Origin of the sequence: Gordonia jacobaea, from assembly GCF_001186365.1 — a bacterium.
GTDB classification, from domain to species: domain Bacteria; phylum Actinomycetota; class Actinomycetes; order Mycobacteriales; family Mycobacteriaceae; genus Gordonia; species Gordonia jacobaea.
The window spans coordinates 358,518-373,194 of the sequence record NZ_LDTZ01000017.1 but is presented as its reverse complement, the minus strand read 5'-3'; the positions used below and the strand labels follow the sequence as shown (position 1 = coordinate 373,194).

The following is a 14,677-nucleotide window of genomic DNA, read 5'->3' as shown; positions in this document are numbered from 1 at the left end:
TGTGTGAGTTTCCGGCCAGGCGAGGGTGCGCGATGAGCGGACAGGTCGTTGAGCTGCGAATTTGGGAGACCCCGCGGGTGAGCCGAGCAGTGAGCCGCGTGGCGATCAGCCGGCTGCAACTGCGGCGCATATCCGGTCTACGGTTCGCCAAGCTTCTCGGGACCGGTTCGGGAGAGACTTTCACCATGCGCGACGCCGACCCACATCACTGGGCACTGCTCACGGTCTGGGATGACGGTCATGCGGCAGATGCGGGGGCGGCGTCGACGGCGATCGGTGGCTGGTCGGAGGTGAGCACGACTGAGTTGAGGGTCCGCATGACACCGCTCGCGACCAAGGGACGCTGGTCGCGTCGAGAACCGTTCCTCATCGACGATCCGTCGCGCAAACGCGAGTGGGACGGTCCGGTCGCCGCGATCACCCGCGCACGACTTCGACCAACCCGTGCACTCTCGTTCTGGCGCGCGGTTCCGCCCGTCGTCGCCGACCTCACCGGTAGCGATGGACTGCGCCTCGCCGTCGGAATCGGAGAGTCGCCCATTGGATTGCAGGGCACGTTCTCGCTGTGGGAGAACGCCGCCGCCCTCACCCACTTCGCCTATCGGTCCCCCGCCCACGCGAATGCGATCCGCGAGACCCGGCCGCAACGCTGGTACGCGGAAGATCTGTTCGCACGCTTGGCCGTGCTCGATGTCGAGGGCACTTACACAGGAGTCCGCCCGTGACATCGCGACTGGCGTGGCTGCTCCTGGGGGCGACGATCCTTGTGCAGATCTGCTTTCCGCTGACGTCCGGCGGTACCCCTGCCCTGACCACTGCGGCGGTGCTCCTGTTCGCCTCGGCAATGCTTGTCGACGCCGCGACGACTCGGGGCCTGGGTGCCGCGGCGGTATTGCTCGTCGTCGCGGGCGGTGGCGGACTGCTCGCGGAAGCGATCGGTGTGCACACAGGATTTCCGTTCGGCGAGTACGACTACACCGGAACACTCGGGCTGGAGATCGCGGGCGTACCGATCCTGGTTCCGCTGGCCTGGATCATGATGGCGTGGCCCGCGTGGAACGTCGCCCGACGACTCGTCGGCAGACACGGACACGTCGCGACGGTTGCCGTGGGCGCGTGGGCACTGACCGCATGGGACGTCTTCCTCGACCCACAGATGGTCGACGCCGGGCACTGGTACTGGCTGCACACGACTCCGAATCTGCCTGGTGTCGAGGGCATTCCGCTGACCAACTTCGGTGGATGGCTCCTCGTGTCGGTGTTGATGATGACCGTGCTCGAAGCCACCGTCGGGCGCTCCGATAGCGTGCCCACGCTGCACACCGACGCCGTGCCCGTCGCCGCATACCTGTGGACCTATTTCTCGTCGGTGCTCGCCCACGCGGTGTTCTTCGGTCGTGCGCCGGTGGCGTTGACCGGGGCGCTGGTGATGGGGGCGATCGCGATACCGCTTGCGGTCTCGGTGGTCCGGGAGATCCGCACAGCCCGACGGTCGGGAGGTCACCGTGTCCCGACGGCCTGACGATCGGTTCGCGCATCGGCTGTGGCGCAATCTGATCCGCGTCGGTGCGGTCGGTGCACTTGGCGGCCTGGCCCTGACCGTCGACAACGCGCGCCGCATTCGCGTTCCCGACGCCACTCTGCCGTGCGAGCCCGAGCCGCTGTGGGTGTTACTTCCTGTCCGCGACGAGGCCACTGACGTGACGGACTGCGTTCGTTCCCTGCAGGGTGCCACCGCGCGCTGGCCCGGCCCGTCGCGGATCGTCGTACTCGACGACGAATCGACCGATGCGACACCGGAACTGCTCGCCCAATTGAGCGCAGACGACGACGGCCTGGTCGTGCTGCGAGGCGAACCGCGCCCCGACGGATGGCTCGGAAAACCTTGGGCCTGTGCCCAATTGGCCGCGTTCGCCGCCGCCGATACGGATCCGGACCGAGCTCCCGGTGGAGTCCTCGTCTTCGTCGACGCAGACGTCCGCCTGGCCGCCGACGCGCTCGTCGCGACAGCTGCCACGATGCGCGCCGCCCATCTCGATCTCTTCTGCCCCTATCCCCTGCAGGAAACAAGCGGTGCCGCAGAGCGATTGGTGCAGCCGCTGCTGCAGTGGTCGTGGATGAGCACCCTGCCGCTCGGGCTCGCGGAACGGTCGCCGCGACCGAGCCTGTCGGCGGCGAACGGACAGTTCCTTGCCGTCGACAAGAACGTATATGAACGTGCGGGCGGTCATCGGGCCGTCCGTGCCGACGTTCTCGAAGACATCGGACTCCTCCGTGCCGTCAAGAACTCGGGCCGGTGCGGCGTGGTCGGCGAGGGCAGTGCTGTGGCGAGTTGCCGGATGTACGACGGCTGGGAGCAGGTACGTGCCGGCTATCGAAAGTCGTTGTGGGCGGCCTTCGGTTCACCCTCGGGCGCCGTCGCGGTGATGACGTTCTTGATCGTCTCCTACGTCGCGCCGGCTGCAGCGGCCCTCGGAGGCTCGCGAATAGGCCTCGTCGGCTACCTCGCGGGCGTCGCATCGAGAGTCGTGACGGCTCGACGCACCGGCGGCCACTCGTGGCCCGACGCCCTGCTCCATCCGGTGTCGGTTCTGGCGCTGGCGACTCTCACCGCAGATTCGATCGTCGGACATCGACGGGGCGCGCTGCGGTGGAAGGGCCGTCCGGTGCACGCATGAGCGCGATCATCGTCGTCGGAGCAGGTGTCGGAGGACTCGCCGCTGCCGTCCGACTTTCCACGCTCGGACATGAGGTTACCGTTCTCGAACAGGCGCGCGAGATCGGCGGCAAGCTCGGCGTGATCTCGCACGACGGGTTCGTCTTCGACACCGGTCCGTCGTTGGTGACGTTGCCGCACATTCTGGAAGAGCTGTTCGCAGATACCGGTGCACCACTGTCGGATTCGCTGACCCTGCAACGACTCGAGACAGCCGCACGCTACCGCTTTCCCGACGGGACAACCTTCGACATGCCGGGCGAGATGTCGGAGATTCCGGCCGCACTCGACGCCGCCCTCGGCGCAGGTACCGGCCACCAGTGGGCATCGTTCCTTGCGCGGGCAGAACGCATCTGGGACGCGACGCACCGCCCGTTCCTGGAATCACCGATCACCCTGCGCGACATGGCCTCCGGCGCTCTCGACATGCGCGATCTCGCCACCGTGGCACCGTGGCGTACGTTGCGCGGGTTGGGCAATCAGTATCTGCGCGATCCCCGACTGCGGATGCTCCTCGACCGCTACGCCACCTACACCGGGTCCGATCCTCGGCGCGCACCCGCGGCGCTCGCGAGTGTCCCCTACGCCGAACAGCGTTGGGGATCGTGGTACGTGCGTGGTGGGCTCGGCTCGATCGCGACGGCGCTGGCCGATAGGTTGACCGCGCTTGGCGGGAGCATCGAGCTCGGCGTCGAGGTGTCGGCACTGACCACCGATGCCCGTGGACGCGTCGACGGTGTGCGCACCGCCGATGGCAGTGTGCGTGGTGCCGATCTCGTCGTCGCCAATGCCGATGCCGCACAGGTGTATCCGACACTCGTCGCAACTCGTCAGGCACGGCGCGCCGCACGACGACTGAGCAAGACCACGGCGTCGTTCTCCGGTTTCGTACTCTTGCTCGCGCTCGACGATCCGCCGACCGATCAGCCCCATCATCACGTCCTGTTCACCGACGATTACGACGACGAGTTCGACTCGGTCTTCGGACGCGGCGGTCGCGCTCGTCCGGTCGCGAATCCGACGATCTACATCGCTGCGGCCGACGATCCGACGGTCAGTCCCGGACCCGGCACGGCCTCCTGGTTCGTGCTGGTCAACGCTCCGCGCCACGATCCCGCTCGCGGAACCGACTGGGACAGCAGCGGATTGGCCGACTCACACGCCGACCACATCCTCGATCTGATGGCGCACCGCGGGGTCGATGTTCGAGACCGAGTGCGCCACCGCATCGTCGTCAGTCCCGCCGACCTCGAACGTCGGACGCTCACGCCCGGCGGATCGATCTACGGATCGTCGTCCAACGGTGCGCGCGCGGCATTCCTGCGGCCCGCCAACGCATCTGGTGTACCGGGCCTCTACCTGGTCGGAGGGTCGGCCCACCCGGGCGGGGGCCTTCCGCTGGTGATGCTCTCGGCGAACATCGTCGCGGGACTGATCGGACCGGCGTGAATCCCAGGGCGAGGACGGCTGCGTCAGCCCTGCGACGGCCCGGGTGAATGATCGCCACGCAGGCGCTTGCGGATCAGTTCTGCGCTGATCAGACACATCGGCAGCCCGATACCTGGGCGCGTCGTGCCGCCCGCGTAGTACAGCCCGCCCACCTTCGCCGATCGGTTGTTGGCGCGCAGAAATGCGCTCTGCCACAACGTGTGTGCCGGTCCGAGCGCGCCGCCCGACCACGAGTTGAGATCAGCCTCGAAGTCGCCTGGCCCAGTCGTACGTCGGACGACGATTCGCTCGGCGAGATCGTCCACCCCGGTCCACGAGGCGACGAGATCGATGGCACGATCGGCGATCTGCTCGATGACCGGGTCGCCCGCGCCGTCCACACCGCCACGTCCCAGGCCGGGGTCGGCAGGTACCGGGATCAGTATGAACAGATTCTCGTAACCATCGGGAGCAACGGAGTCATCGGTCGCCGACGGTCGGCACACGTACAGCGATGCGGGATCGGGTACAGCCGTTGGTGTTTCGAAGATGTCGTCGAAGTTGGCCGTCCAGTCGGCGGTGAAGAACAGCGAATGATGTTGTAGCTGTGGCAGTTCGCCACGCACACCGAGGAAGACGAGCACCGCACCGGGACCGGAGGTGCGGCGGTTCCACCACCGTTGCGGAAAGGTCTGCAGCGCGTGAGGCAGCAGCCGAGTCTCGATGTGGTGGAGGTCGGCGGCACCGATGACCACGTCGGCGTCGACGATCCGCTCGTCGCCGTCGGCGTCGCTTATGCGCAGACCCGACACGTCGGCCCGGCGTCGGGATACTGAGCGTAGCTTTCCCGCGTGTTCGGTTGGGCGCGTGAGTATCTCCGACACCGTGGTGCCCGTGTGCAGCCGCACGCCCTTCTGTTTTGCCAGCGCGGCGAGCGACTCGACGAGTCGGGTGAAACCACCGTCGGGGTAACGCACCCCCTCGTCGAGGTCGAGCCAGCTCATCAGGTGGTACATGGCGGGCGCGCGCTCGGGAGACGACGCGAGGAAGACCGCGGGATAGCCGAGGATCTGTCGCAGTCTGCGGTCGGTGAAGCGTTTCGCGATGAGCGTGTCCAGGCTCGTGCCCAGCAGCTGCACGAGCGTCTTCGCGTGGCGCAACACCTCCGGGTCGACGAACGCCCGGGGTGTGTCGAAGTTGGTGTAGAGGAAGCGACGGACCGCGATGTCGTAGGCGTGCCGCGCCGATGCAAGGTACTCCGACAGCTGTTGTCCTGCACCATCTTCGAGCTTCTCGAACAGTTCGACGGAGCGTCGTTCATCGCTGTGGACGTCCACCGGATCGGTGTGGCCCTCGAAGAACACCCGGTAGCCGGGGTCGAGTCTGATCAGATCGAGTTGCTCTGCGGTCGACGTGCCGAGCAACTCGTAGAAGTGGTCGAAAACCTCCGGCATCAGCCACCACGACGGTCCGGTGTCGAACCGGAAGCCGTCGGATTCCCACGACCCCGCGCGCCCACCGAGATCGGCGCGCTGTTCGTAGAGATCGACCTCGTATCCGTCGTCGGCGAGCAGCGCTGCCGTCGCGAGTCCCGCGACGCCGCCGCCGATGATCGCCACCCGCTTCCCCTGGGGTTTAACACGCACTGCTTTCACGCGCCCACCACCACGGTCGTCGTCGTGCGGGGGTGGCCCCGCCGCAGCAAAGCGGTCGCCGCGATACGCGTCTTCGTGGCGGTGGGAACCCGAACACGCTGGCGCGCAGCCATACTCGCCGGTGTTGCACGCAGCCTGGCGTTGAGTTCCGCGAAGAGATCATGGGCGACACACACCGCTACCCGACTTCCGCGGGGGAGTCGGGGAATGGTGTCCGCGGCGATGGTGAGGTCGGCGTCGATCTCGTCGAGCCAGCGCGTCCACGCGGCGTCGGTGGGGTCGGCAGGGTCGAGACCGATCAGGTATCGACGCCCCAGGTCGCCACTGTCAGTGCCGAAGTCGCGCAAGAAGTTCACCTTCTGGAAGGCTGCACCCAGATGCTTTGCACCGGTGTACAACTCGTCATAACGCTGGTCCGGCGCGGCTTCGTCGGCGACGAATGCGCGCAGGCACATCAACCCGACGACCTCCGCCGAACCGTAGATGTACTCGGTGAGGCTGGCTTCGTCGTGGACGGTGCGGGTCAGGTCGGTCCGCATGGATGCGAAGAACGGTGCGGTGAGAGAGGTGTCGATGCCGACGTGTCGCGCCGAACGCGCAAACGCATGGACGACGAGATTCGTGCTCGATCCCCGCTCCATCGCCGCGTTCGTCTCGGCTTCCAGCTCGTCGAGCGCCACCTGCCGTTCGTCGACGCCCTGTCCCGGTCGCGGAGCGTCGACGATCTCGTCTGCCACGCGGACCAGCGCGTAGATGTTGCGGACGTGCGATCGCGCCGGTTCGGCGAGCAGTCTCGACGCGAGGCCGAACGACGATGAGTACGAGCTGATGACCAACGCCGCGCTGGCGTCGGCGACCTCGTCGTATCTGGCGTGCGGTCGCACCAGATCGACACGCGTGCGTCTGCTCATCGGGCATCCCGAAGGTCTGACGCTGTGCGTCCGTAGGCACCGACCGCTGGACCCAGTTCGGCGATCTGGTCGACGAACCACGGGCTGAGCATCCACGGCGTGCGTCGCGCGATCTCCCAGATGTCGTCGATCGACGCCCAGGTGTACTGCATGACCTCGTCGGGGTTGGGCGCCACGTCGCCGACCGGTCGCGCCGCGTAGACCGGGCAGACCTCGTTTTCGACGACGCCGCTGGCGTCGACCGCCCGATATCGGAAGTCGGGGATGACCGGCCGCAGATCAGCGACGTCCATTCCGAGTTCGCGCTGCGAATAGCGCGCTATCGCGTCCTCGACGCTCTCACCCGGGCGGGGATGTCCACAGAATGAGTTGGTCCACACGCCTGGCCAGGTCTTCTTCTCCAGAGCACGCCGTGTCATGAGAATGCGCCCGTCCGCGTCGACGAGGTGACACGAGAATGCGAAGTGCAACGGGGTGTCGGTGCCGTGCACGGTGAGTCGATTCGCGGTGCCACGCGGGTGGCCGTTGTCGTCGACGAGCACCACCAAGTCGTCGTTCATCGATGCTCGCAGTTCATCGATCCTCGCAGTTCATCGATCCCCACACCTCTCAATTGTCCGTTGCGGAAGCGATTCGCGCTTCGCGGGGGCTTACGGGCGTGCTCAACAGCGTCTGAACTCACGTCGGGCGAGCTCGGAAGTGTTTCGACGCCGCGCCATTTCTGGATGGGAGCTCGCGTCCGGACGGGAATTGCTGTCGGGGTCGAGCACTAGGCTGACTGCGTGCGCTTTGGAATCTGCATTCTCCCTGATCTGGACTGGCGGCACTCCCGCCCGCTGTGGCAACGGGCCGAGCAGATGGGCTTCGACCACGCCTGGACCTACGACCACCTCGTCTGGGGTGGTCTGCGCGATTCCCGCTGGTTCTCCTGCATGCCGATACTGACCGCGGCGTCGACCGTCACCAGCACCATCGGCCTCGGGGCATTCGTCGTCTCCCCCAACTTCCGACATCCGGTCGCCTTCTCCCGCGAGGTACAGACCCTCGTCGACATCTCCGACGGCCGATTCCTACTCGGACTCGGCGCCGGCGGAACCCCCGACGACCGACTACTCGGTCAGCCGGAGCTCACCGCACGTCAGAAGGTGGATCGCCTGCAGGAATTCTCCCGATTGCTCGACCGCACACTGCGAGACGATCACGTCGACGCCGACGGCGAGTACTACACCGCGCGCGACATGCGGCTCGTCGGCGGATCGGTGCGAGACCGGGTCCCGCTGCTGATGTCGGGCAACGGACCGCGGTCAGTTCGGTTCGCCGCGAGCTTCGGCGACGGTTGGATCACCACCGGCAACACCACAGCCGCCACAACCGACGAGTGGTTCGCGGGCATCGCTCGCAACTGCGAGATCGTCGACGCCGAGCTCGCGAATCGACCGAATGGCTCCGACTTCGCCCGGTACCTCAGCATCGATTCCGGACCCGCGCAGTCGATGGAGAGTATCGGGATGTTCGACGAGCTGACCGGCCGCGCGGCCGAGCTGGGTTTCACCGACGTCATCATGCATTGGCCACGAAGCACCCCACCGCACGTCGCCAGCGAGGCGGTGCTCGACGAGGTCGCCGCATCGAGACTCTCCTGACCTGCATGGATGCTTCGGCCGTCGCGTCAGCGATAGGCTTTTTCCCGTGACGGTACGCGCGGGCATCGTGGTGACTGGGACCGAAGTCCTGACCGGACGAATCACCGACAAGAACGGCCCGTGGGTCGCCGAGCGGCTGTTCGCGATGGGCGTCGACGTCGCTCACATCACCATCTGCGGCGATCGACCGGAAGACCTCACCGCCCAGCTACGGTTCCTTGCCGACGAAGGCGTGTCCTTGATCGTGACAACGGGCGGACTCGGACCCACCGCCGACGACCTCACCGTGGCCACCGTCGCCGAGTTCACCGGCCGACCACTGCAACTCGACGAACCGCTCCGCGACCATATTGCCGACATCATCCGACGCTGGCAGGGCCGTGGCGGCAGCGAGTCCGCCAGCGCGGCAACCCTGGCCGGCATCGACAAACAGGCCATGATTCCGCAAGGCGCACAACCTATTCCACCGACAGGTACCGCACCTGGAGTTGCCGTGCCCGCCGGTGAGGACCCGCGCGCCCGCGGTCGGCTACCCGCTGTCCTGGTGCTCCCAGGGCCGCCACCCGAGTTGCAGGCCATGTGGCCCGACGCCATCACGGCACCGCCGATCGTCGACGCCGTCGCCGGTCACCCCGACATGCGTCAGGACACGATCCGCATGTTCGGGCTGCCCGAGGCCGACCTGGCCGAGGGGCTGCGCGCAGCACCCGACCGCGTACCGGGTTTCGATCAGCTCGAGATCACCACATGCCTACGACGCGGCGAACTCGAAATCGTCACGCGCTACCCGACTTCCGCCGCCGAGGATTACACCGAACTGGCCGACTTTCTGACCGAGGTCTACCCAACCCAGACCTTCTCCACCGACGGCTCGACCATCGACGACCAGGTCGCCGCACTGCTGGCCGGGCGACTGATCGCCACGGCGGAATCGTGTACGGGCGGGATGGTTGCCGCACGACTCACCGATCGAGCGGGATCGTCGGCCTACGTGCAGGGCGGCGTCGTCTCGTACTCGAACGACGTGAAGATCAACAGCCTCGGCGTACCGGCGTCGATGCTCGACGAGTTCGGTGCTGTGAGCGAACCGGTTGCGGCAGCGATGGCCGAGGGCGTCATGGCTCGCCTGGGCGTCGACACCGCGATCTCCACCACCGGCATCGCTGGCCCCGGCGGCGAGACTCCCGGAAAGCCCGTCGGCACAGTCTGTTTCGGCATCGGCATCGCGGGCAGGCCCACACTCACCCGGACACTGCACCTCCCGGGCAACCGGGCAGCCGTGCGCGAACGCTCGACGACGATCGCGTTCCATCTTCTCGCCGGCGCGCTGCGCGCTGACGGAGCGTCGTCTTAAAAGCGGTTCGGACTCAGAGCCTGCCGAGCAGTTCCGCCTTCTTCACGGAGAACTCGTCGTCGGAGAGGATTCCGCGCTGGTGCAGACCTGCGAGCTGCTCGATCGCCGCGATGATCGCGTCCGATCCTGCGGGCGCTGGCGGGGCGTTGTCTGGCACCGGGGCGAACTGCTGCGGTGCGTCGAACTGCTGCGGTGCGGCGTCGAACTGTTCGGGTGCCGCGTGGCGTGGTTCCGGGGCGGCAGTTGGTGTCGCGGCGACGTCGTTGACGCCGAGTTCTCGCAGGCTCGTGGTGTCGAAGGTGCCGAACTGGCTTGTGAAGCTGACCGTCCCGGGCGGTCCACTCTGCTGCTGTTGCACGCCGCCGATCTGGTGCTCGCCGGTGTCGAAGACGCGGACCACACCGTTCACCTGCGTCGCGAGGCGTCGAGTCGCAGGGAACACCGCATACCGCGAGTCGTTCTGACCTCCTGACGAGCTGGGTACTCCCAGGTCAGCGGGCCACCAGGTGTTGGGGGCGGCGTATCCGAACGGCGTGCTGGTCGTCGCGGCCGGCGGGAACACCTGGGTGGTGTTGAGCAGTTGGGAAAGCTCGTTGCAGAGTCCGTCGACGCGGGCTTTGAGGCCGTTGTTGAACATGTCGCCGACCATCGTCATGCCGCCGCGCATCCACTGCCCTGAGCCGCCGAGCTCGGGGATGTTGAACTGGGCCATCGTGCCCCCGCCCGAGTTGACCGCGTAGAGCATGGCCACGACGGCGTCCTGCGAGAGACCGTAGCGCGCGGAGATATCGGAGATGACCTGCTGTGCCTCAGCAGTGACGCCTGGCTCCATTGTGTGCTCTTTCGTCAGCGGAATGTCGCCTACAGCGTAGTGGCCCACGCCCGCCGGGGTCGGGGCGAAGTGGCCCGCCACCGCAGAAACTAGGGGAAACACACTTTCCTCGGGTTTCACACCCTTCCCCGCGAAGCAACTCGAGGAAACGTACAGAACCCGCGGAAAGAACCTTCCCTACTTTCTGCCAGGCCGCGCACCCGCGCAGAGACCCGAGCCGGTCAGCTCCCCGACCCGCGCGCGGCGGCGGTTTGCGACCAGATGTGCGCGATGATCTCGGCGGCGGGGCCGAAGTCGCTCTCGCGGAACGATGTCCCGGCCCACAGGTTGAGGAACTCCGGATCGCCGGCGAGAGCCGCGGCAGAGCGGAGTGGACTCGTCAGATGGTGCAGCTGCGGGTACTCGGCGGGGGCGAGTGGCGAGTAGCGATCGGTGAACTCGTTGCGCAGCGCACGCGCCGGTCGCCCGGAGAACGCTCGGGTCACCACGGTTTCGGTGAACCGCGAGTTGCGCAGTGCTGCACGATGCGTCGGCTTGGTGCCGGCCTCCGCACTGTCGAGGAACGCTGTACCCAACTGCACTGCGACGGCGCCGGCGGCCAGCGCGGCGTCGACGTGCGCGCCGGTTGCGATCCCACCTGCGGCGATGATCGGGATGTCGACGAGTTGGGCGACCTCACGCACCAACTCGACCGTGGACGTCTGCGAAGGTTCCGCCGTCGCCGACAGTGTCGCACGGTGCCCACCGGCTTCGACGCCCTGCACGCAGAGCGCATCAACCCCTTGCGCGGCAGCAGCTTTCGCGTCGATCGGATCGGCCACGGTGGCAACGGCAGCGATTCCGGCGCCGTGAAGCCGGTCGACGACGCTCTCGCCCGGCAGCCCAAACGTGAACGACACCATGGGAACTCGTCGATCGATCACCAGATCGACCTTGTCCGCATACTCATCGTCATCGGATTCGACGACCCGCCCGACGTCGACGTTGTACCTTCGCCCGACGGGCTCCAACTCCTCTCGGTAGCGGAGCACCGCACCCAGATCGCGAGCCGGTCCGCCCGGGACGAAGAGGTTCACGCCGTACGAACCCACACCCGACGCGGCAACCTCGTCGATCTCGCCGGCAAGGGCGTTGACCGACTTGTAACCACCAGCCAGAAAACCGATGGCCTCCGCTTGTGCAGCCGCGATCACCAGCGCAGGCGTCGACGGACCGCCTGCCATAGGTGCGACGACGATCGGCACACGCAGGCTCATCAGGTCGAATACCTCTGCGCTGTGAGGCATCTGCAGCTCCCGTCGTACGAGTTGTGGCGGTTGATCCGACCACTGCCACCGTCGAGGCTACTCACCGCAGCCTTGTCTGGGGGCTACTCGCTGAACATGAACTGCGCCCCTGGGTCACGAGGACGCGGACTCACCAGCCTCACGGCGATGCTCGTGATCACCATCATGATGGTGGTGCTCGTGCGTGATCGGGTACAGGACGTCGACGTCGACGGCGGATGTGCGAGAGCTTCTGTTACCCAAGATGTTCCAGACCAGGACCGTCACCGTGCCCAGACCGGCGTAGAGCCCGAGGCAGATCAGCGCAGTCCCCGACCCCGCTTCAGGGAAGTAGAGCGAGTTGCGAATCAGTTGCGCACCGCCGCCGGTGGGAAGCCACTCGCCGAGCCACGCCCAGAAGGCCGGCATGAAGTTCCACGGGATCGACGCACCCGAAAGCGTCGCGCCGATAAGGAAGTAGAAGCCACCTGCCAACGATCCGATCGGCCCGAACAGCGTCACCAGGCCGGCGGTCGATCCCGCGATGGCCAGCGAGATCAGGGTGTACGTGCCGAAGAGCCGCCACTGGTCCGCAGAGCTGCCGACACCGTAGAACCAGGAGAACAGGAGCACGATCCCCGCCGACACCGCGGCATAGGCGATCAGCGCCGCCACGTGGCCGAACCCGCGTCGTAGCGACTGCGGCACTCGCGGCATCAGCCGCCCGAGGCCCAGCGACGCGATACTGCCGCCGAGCGAGATCACCTGCAGGATATAGCCGATCGACGCACCGTTGATGTCGTCTTCAGAGAGCTTGACGACGTCGACCGCCAGCGTTTGCGGGAGATTGTTGCTCACATTGGCTTCTGAGGCAACGGTTTTCAATGCAGTTGCGGGTAACGCGCCGCCGGCACTCGCCACCACCGGAACGATGCCCTGCTGCGTCACCTCTAGGCCGCCATCGACCTCCCTATCGACGATCGCCGCCCGCAACGAGTCCATGGAGTCATAGGATCGAGCATCGAACTTGCCGTCGGCTTCGACTGCGGCAGTGAGCTTTTGCACCTGCTGCTCCGGGCCGACGATCCCGATGGGTGCGTTTCGCGGCGACGGAGAATGTCCGACGCCGAGATAGAAGGCACCCAGCCCGAGCTGGGTGAGCGCACCGAGGACAACGACGGCGAGCAGCAAGCGCCGGTACTTTGCGCCGAATGACAACGGCTCGGCTTCAGTTTGGAGCATGGTCAACTACCTCAAGGTTTCGTGGACTGGATTCTCGCGAAGAACGGGAAATGAACGAGAAGTACTGGGGAAGATCTGATTACGCGCGGAAGCCGTCGACGGCGATGCTCACCTGGGTGCGCACGTCGTCGAACGGATCGCGATCCGAATGCGCACCTGTCGACGCACGGGCGATTGCCAGTGCGGCGACAGCGAAGATCATGTTGGCCGTGAGCGTTGCCCTGTCTGACACCGCGTCGTCACCGGAATCGGCAACGAGTCTCTGTGCGATCCGGTCCTGCAGTTCGGCGACCAACGCGAGTCCCGCTGCGCGGTAACGATCACCGGAGCCACCGAAGAGCAGCTCCCGGTGATAGGCGTTGCCGTTCTCGGGGTTGGCGCGTGCGTATGCGAGCAGTGGACAAACCATCTCGTAGATCGCCTCGGCTGTATCCGTTGTCGACGCCGCCGAGGCCGCGCCGACGTCGAGTGCTCGACGCAGCTCTTCGTTGAGCACCATCAGGAGCAGTTCACCCTTGGTCGACGCGTAGCGAAAGACCGTGCCCGCCGCGACGTCGGCGCGGTCGGAGACCTGGCCCGTCGACACCGACTCGAAGCCGCGTTCGGCAAACAGGTCGGCTGCCGCGCGGAAGATGCGGTCCTGCTTGTCGCGCATATTGCGGGCGCGCCTACCGTCGGCGGTCGCTGCGTCGGGTGTCATGTCACCTCCAATAATGAGTGGACTCAGGAATGAGTCTACTCATTGCTACGCGCATGACAACGGCGTTAGGCTCGATTTCATGTCACCTCGCACCCTTGTCCGAATCGTCCTCGGCGCATTTATGACCTTTGCCGGAATCTCCCACCTGACCTTCGCGCGCGACGAGTTCCAGGCCCAGGTTCCCGATTGGTTTCCCATCAACACCGACGTCACCGTCCTCGCGTCCGGCGTCGCTGAAATCGGCCTCGGAGCGTCGTTTCTGGCGCTGCCCAAGCACAAGCGTGTGATCGGCATCCTGCTCGCGCTGTTCTACGTCGCGATCTTCCCCGGCAACATCGCGCAGTACGTCGAGCACAAAGACGCGTTCGGACTCGACACCGACCGCAAGCGGCTCATCCGGCTGTTCTTCCAGCCGGCACTGATCGCAGCAGCGCTCTACGGGGGCGGCGTCGGTGCGAGTGGCAAGGGCGCAAGCAAGTCATGACCGACTGCGTCTTCTGCGGCATCGTCTCAGGCGACGTACCCAGCGTGAAGGTCGCCGAAACGGCGTCGACCTACGCATTCATGGACATCAACCCTGCCAACGACGGCCATCTGCTGGTGATCCCCAAGCAGCACAGCACCGATCTGCTCGACATCGGCGCCGACGATCTGAGCGCAGTCACGCTCGAGGCTCAGCGGATCGCGCGAGCGATGGTCGACGACGCAGGCGCCGACGGCGTGAACCTACTCAACTGCTGCAAGGCTCCCGCGTGGCAGACGGTGTTCCATTTCCACCTCCACGTGATCCCGCGCTATGCGGACCGCAGCGTCGACCGCCTGTCGCTGCCGTGGCAACCGGGTGTCGCGGGTGATCGGGTCGTCATGTCGAAGTACGCCGAGACGTTGGCAACAGCGCTTCACTGAGCAAAGGCGCAATGCCATTGCGCCG

15 protein-coding genes are annotated in these 14,677 nt (G+C 66.2%); 8 read left to right on the top strand and 7 right to left on the bottom strand.

The annotated features are described in order from the left end of the window. Positions 1–32: 32 nt before the first annotated feature. The 4 genes from ABW18_RS12900 to ABW18_RS12885 are packed head-to-tail and all read left to right on the top strand — an operon-like array spanning position 33 to position 4,165. Entirely contained in the window at positions 33–725 is a 693-nt protein-coding gene (locus ABW18_RS12900; RefSeq protein WP_049699343.1) for a hypothetical protein, read from the top strand. Further along, positions 722–1,522, top strand: coding sequence for a carotenoid biosynthesis protein (locus ABW18_RS12895; protein WP_049699342.1), 801 nt, complete (start codon positions 722–724; stop codon positions 1,520–1,522). Before ABW18_RS12900 ends, ABW18_RS12895 begins: the two co-directional genes overlap by 4 nt. Next, positions 1,506–2,678, top strand: coding sequence for a glycosyltransferase family 2 protein (locus ABW18_RS12890; RefSeq protein WP_083444393.1), 1,173 nt, complete (start codon positions 1,506–1,508; stop codon positions 2,676–2,678). Before ABW18_RS12895 ends, ABW18_RS12890 begins: the two co-directional genes overlap by 17 nt. After that, a complete protein-coding gene (locus ABW18_RS12885; RefSeq protein WP_049699479.1) occupies positions 2,675–4,165 on the top strand; it encodes a phytoene desaturase family protein in 1,491 nt (496 codons plus the stop codon). The genes ABW18_RS12890 and ABW18_RS12885 overlap by 4 nt, the downstream gene beginning before the upstream one ends. A 23-nt stretch (positions 4,166–4,188) precedes the next feature. Here ABW18_RS12885 and crtI read toward each other — a convergent pair whose 3' ends face one another. Genes crtI through idi form a run of 3 tightly spaced genes read right to left on the bottom strand, consistent with a single transcriptional unit; the run spans position 4,189 to position 7,270 of the window. Beyond that, positions 4,189–5,799, bottom strand: coding sequence for a phytoene desaturase family protein (crtI, locus tag ABW18_RS12880; RefSeq protein ID WP_083444392.1), 1,611 nt, complete (start codon positions 5,797–5,799; stop codon positions 4,189–4,191). Further along, positions 5,796–6,710, bottom strand: a complete 915-nt coding sequence (locus ABW18_RS12875) for a phytoene/squalene synthase family protein (RefSeq protein ID WP_049699341.1) — start codon at positions 6,708–6,710, stop codon at positions 5,796–5,798. Before ABW18_RS12875 ends, crtI begins: the two co-directional genes overlap by 4 nt. After that, positions 6,707–7,270 carry an isopentenyl-diphosphate Delta-isomerase gene (gene idi, locus ABW18_RS12870; protein WP_049699340.1) on the bottom strand — a complete coding sequence of 188 codons (564 nt, stop codon included), beginning with the start codon at positions 7,268–7,270 and terminating at the stop codon, positions 6,707–6,709. The genes ABW18_RS12875 and idi overlap by 4 nt, the downstream gene beginning before the upstream one ends. 222 nt (positions 7,271–7,492) lie before the next feature. Here idi and ABW18_RS12865 point away from each other — a divergent pair, with 222 nt between their 5' ends. Both ABW18_RS12865 and ABW18_RS12860 read left to right on the top strand, forming a co-directional pair. Next, a complete protein-coding gene (locus ABW18_RS12865) occupies positions 7,493–8,353 on the top strand; it encodes an LLM class flavin-dependent oxidoreductase (RefSeq protein ID WP_049699339.1) in 861 nt (286 codons plus the stop codon). Positions 8,354–8,399: 46 nt separating this feature from the next. Further along, on the top strand, positions 8,400–9,707 hold the full coding sequence (locus ABW18_RS12860) for a competence/damage-inducible protein A (RefSeq protein WP_049699338.1): 1,308 nt from the start codon (positions 8,400–8,402) through the stop codon (positions 9,705–9,707). Between the two features lie 13 nt (positions 9,708–9,720). Here the strand turns inward: ABW18_RS12860 and ABW18_RS12855 are convergent, their stop codons facing one another. The 4 genes from ABW18_RS12855 to ABW18_RS12840 all read right to left on the bottom strand — a co-directional run bounded on the left by ABW18_RS12855 (position 9,721) and on the right by ABW18_RS12840 (position 13,746). Continuing rightward, positions 9,721–10,539, bottom strand: coding sequence for an SHOCT domain-containing protein (locus tag ABW18_RS12855; RefSeq protein ID WP_049699337.1), 819 nt, complete (start codon positions 10,537–10,539; stop codon positions 9,721–9,723). A 221-nt stretch (positions 10,540–10,760) separates the two neighbouring features. After that, positions 10,761–11,825 (bottom strand): NAD(P)H-dependent flavin oxidoreductase, encoded by a 1,065-nt coding sequence (locus ABW18_RS12850; protein WP_049699336.1) that lies wholly within the window; start codon positions 11,823–11,825, stop codon positions 10,761–10,763. Between the two features lie 114 nt (positions 11,826–11,939). Next, complete coding sequence (locus tag ABW18_RS12845; RefSeq protein WP_049699335.1) at positions 11,940–13,046, bottom strand: ABC transporter permease; 1,107 nt, start codon at positions 13,044–13,046, stop codon at positions 11,940–11,942. 79 nt (positions 13,047–13,125) lie between these two features. Continuing rightward, positions 13,126–13,746, bottom strand: coding sequence for a TetR/AcrR family transcriptional regulator (locus ABW18_RS12840; protein ID WP_049699334.1), 621 nt, complete (start codon positions 13,744–13,746; stop codon positions 13,126–13,128). Positions 13,747–13,825: 79 nt separating this feature from the next. Between ABW18_RS12840 and ABW18_RS12835 the strand changes: the two genes are divergently transcribed. After that, positions 13,826–14,230 (top strand): DoxX family protein, encoded by a 405-nt coding sequence (locus tag ABW18_RS12835; protein WP_049699333.1) that lies wholly within the window; start codon positions 13,826–13,828, stop codon positions 14,228–14,230. Beyond that, the gene (locus tag ABW18_RS12830) at positions 14,227–14,652 is read left to right on the top strand and encodes an HIT family protein (RefSeq protein ID WP_049699332.1); all 426 of its coding nucleotides are present in this window, start codon (positions 14,227–14,229) and stop codon (positions 14,650–14,652) included. Before ABW18_RS12835 ends, ABW18_RS12830 begins: the two co-directional genes overlap by 4 nt. Positions 14,653–14,677: the final 25 nt, after the last annotated feature.

Excerpts from the sequence above, each read along its gene's own strand:
- ABW18_RS12900 (WP_049699343.1), top strand. The coding sequence starts at position 33 with ATGAGCGGACAGGTCGTTGAGCTGCGAATTTGGGAGACCCCGCGGGTG.
- ABW18_RS12885 (WP_049699479.1), top strand. The coding sequence starts at position 2,675 with ATGAGCGCGATCATCGTCGTCGGAGCAGGTGTCGGAGGACTCGCCGCT.
- ABW18_RS12875 (WP_049699341.1), bottom strand. The coding sequence starts at position 6,710 with ATGAGCAGACGCACGCGTGTCGATCTGGTGCGACCGCACGCCAGATAC.
- idi (WP_049699340.1), bottom strand. The coding sequence starts at position 7,270 with ATGAACGACGACTTGGTGGTGCTCGTCGACGACAACGGCCACCCGCGT.
- ABW18_RS12855 (WP_049699337.1), bottom strand. The coding sequence starts at position 10,539 with ATGGAGCCAGGCGTCACTGCTGAGGCACAGCAGGTCATCTCCGATATC.
- ABW18_RS12850 (WP_049699336.1), bottom strand. The coding sequence starts at position 11,825 with ATGCCTCACAGCGCAGAGGTATTCGACCTGATGAGCCTGCGTGTGCCG.
- ABW18_RS12845 (WP_049699335.1), bottom strand. The coding sequence starts at position 13,046 with ATGCTCCAAACTGAAGCCGAGCCGTTGTCATTCGGCGCAAAGTACCGG.
- ABW18_RS12840 (WP_049699334.1), bottom strand. The coding sequence starts at position 13,746 with ATGACACCCGACGCAGCGACCGCCGACGGTAGGCGCGCCCGCAATATG.
- ABW18_RS12835 (WP_049699333.1), top strand. The coding sequence starts at position 13,826 with ATGTCACCTCGCACCCTTGTCCGAATCGTCCTCGGCGCATTTATGACC.
- ABW18_RS12830 (WP_049699332.1), top strand. The coding sequence starts at position 14,227 with ATGACCGACTGCGTCTTCTGCGGCATCGTCTCAGGCGACGTACCCAGC.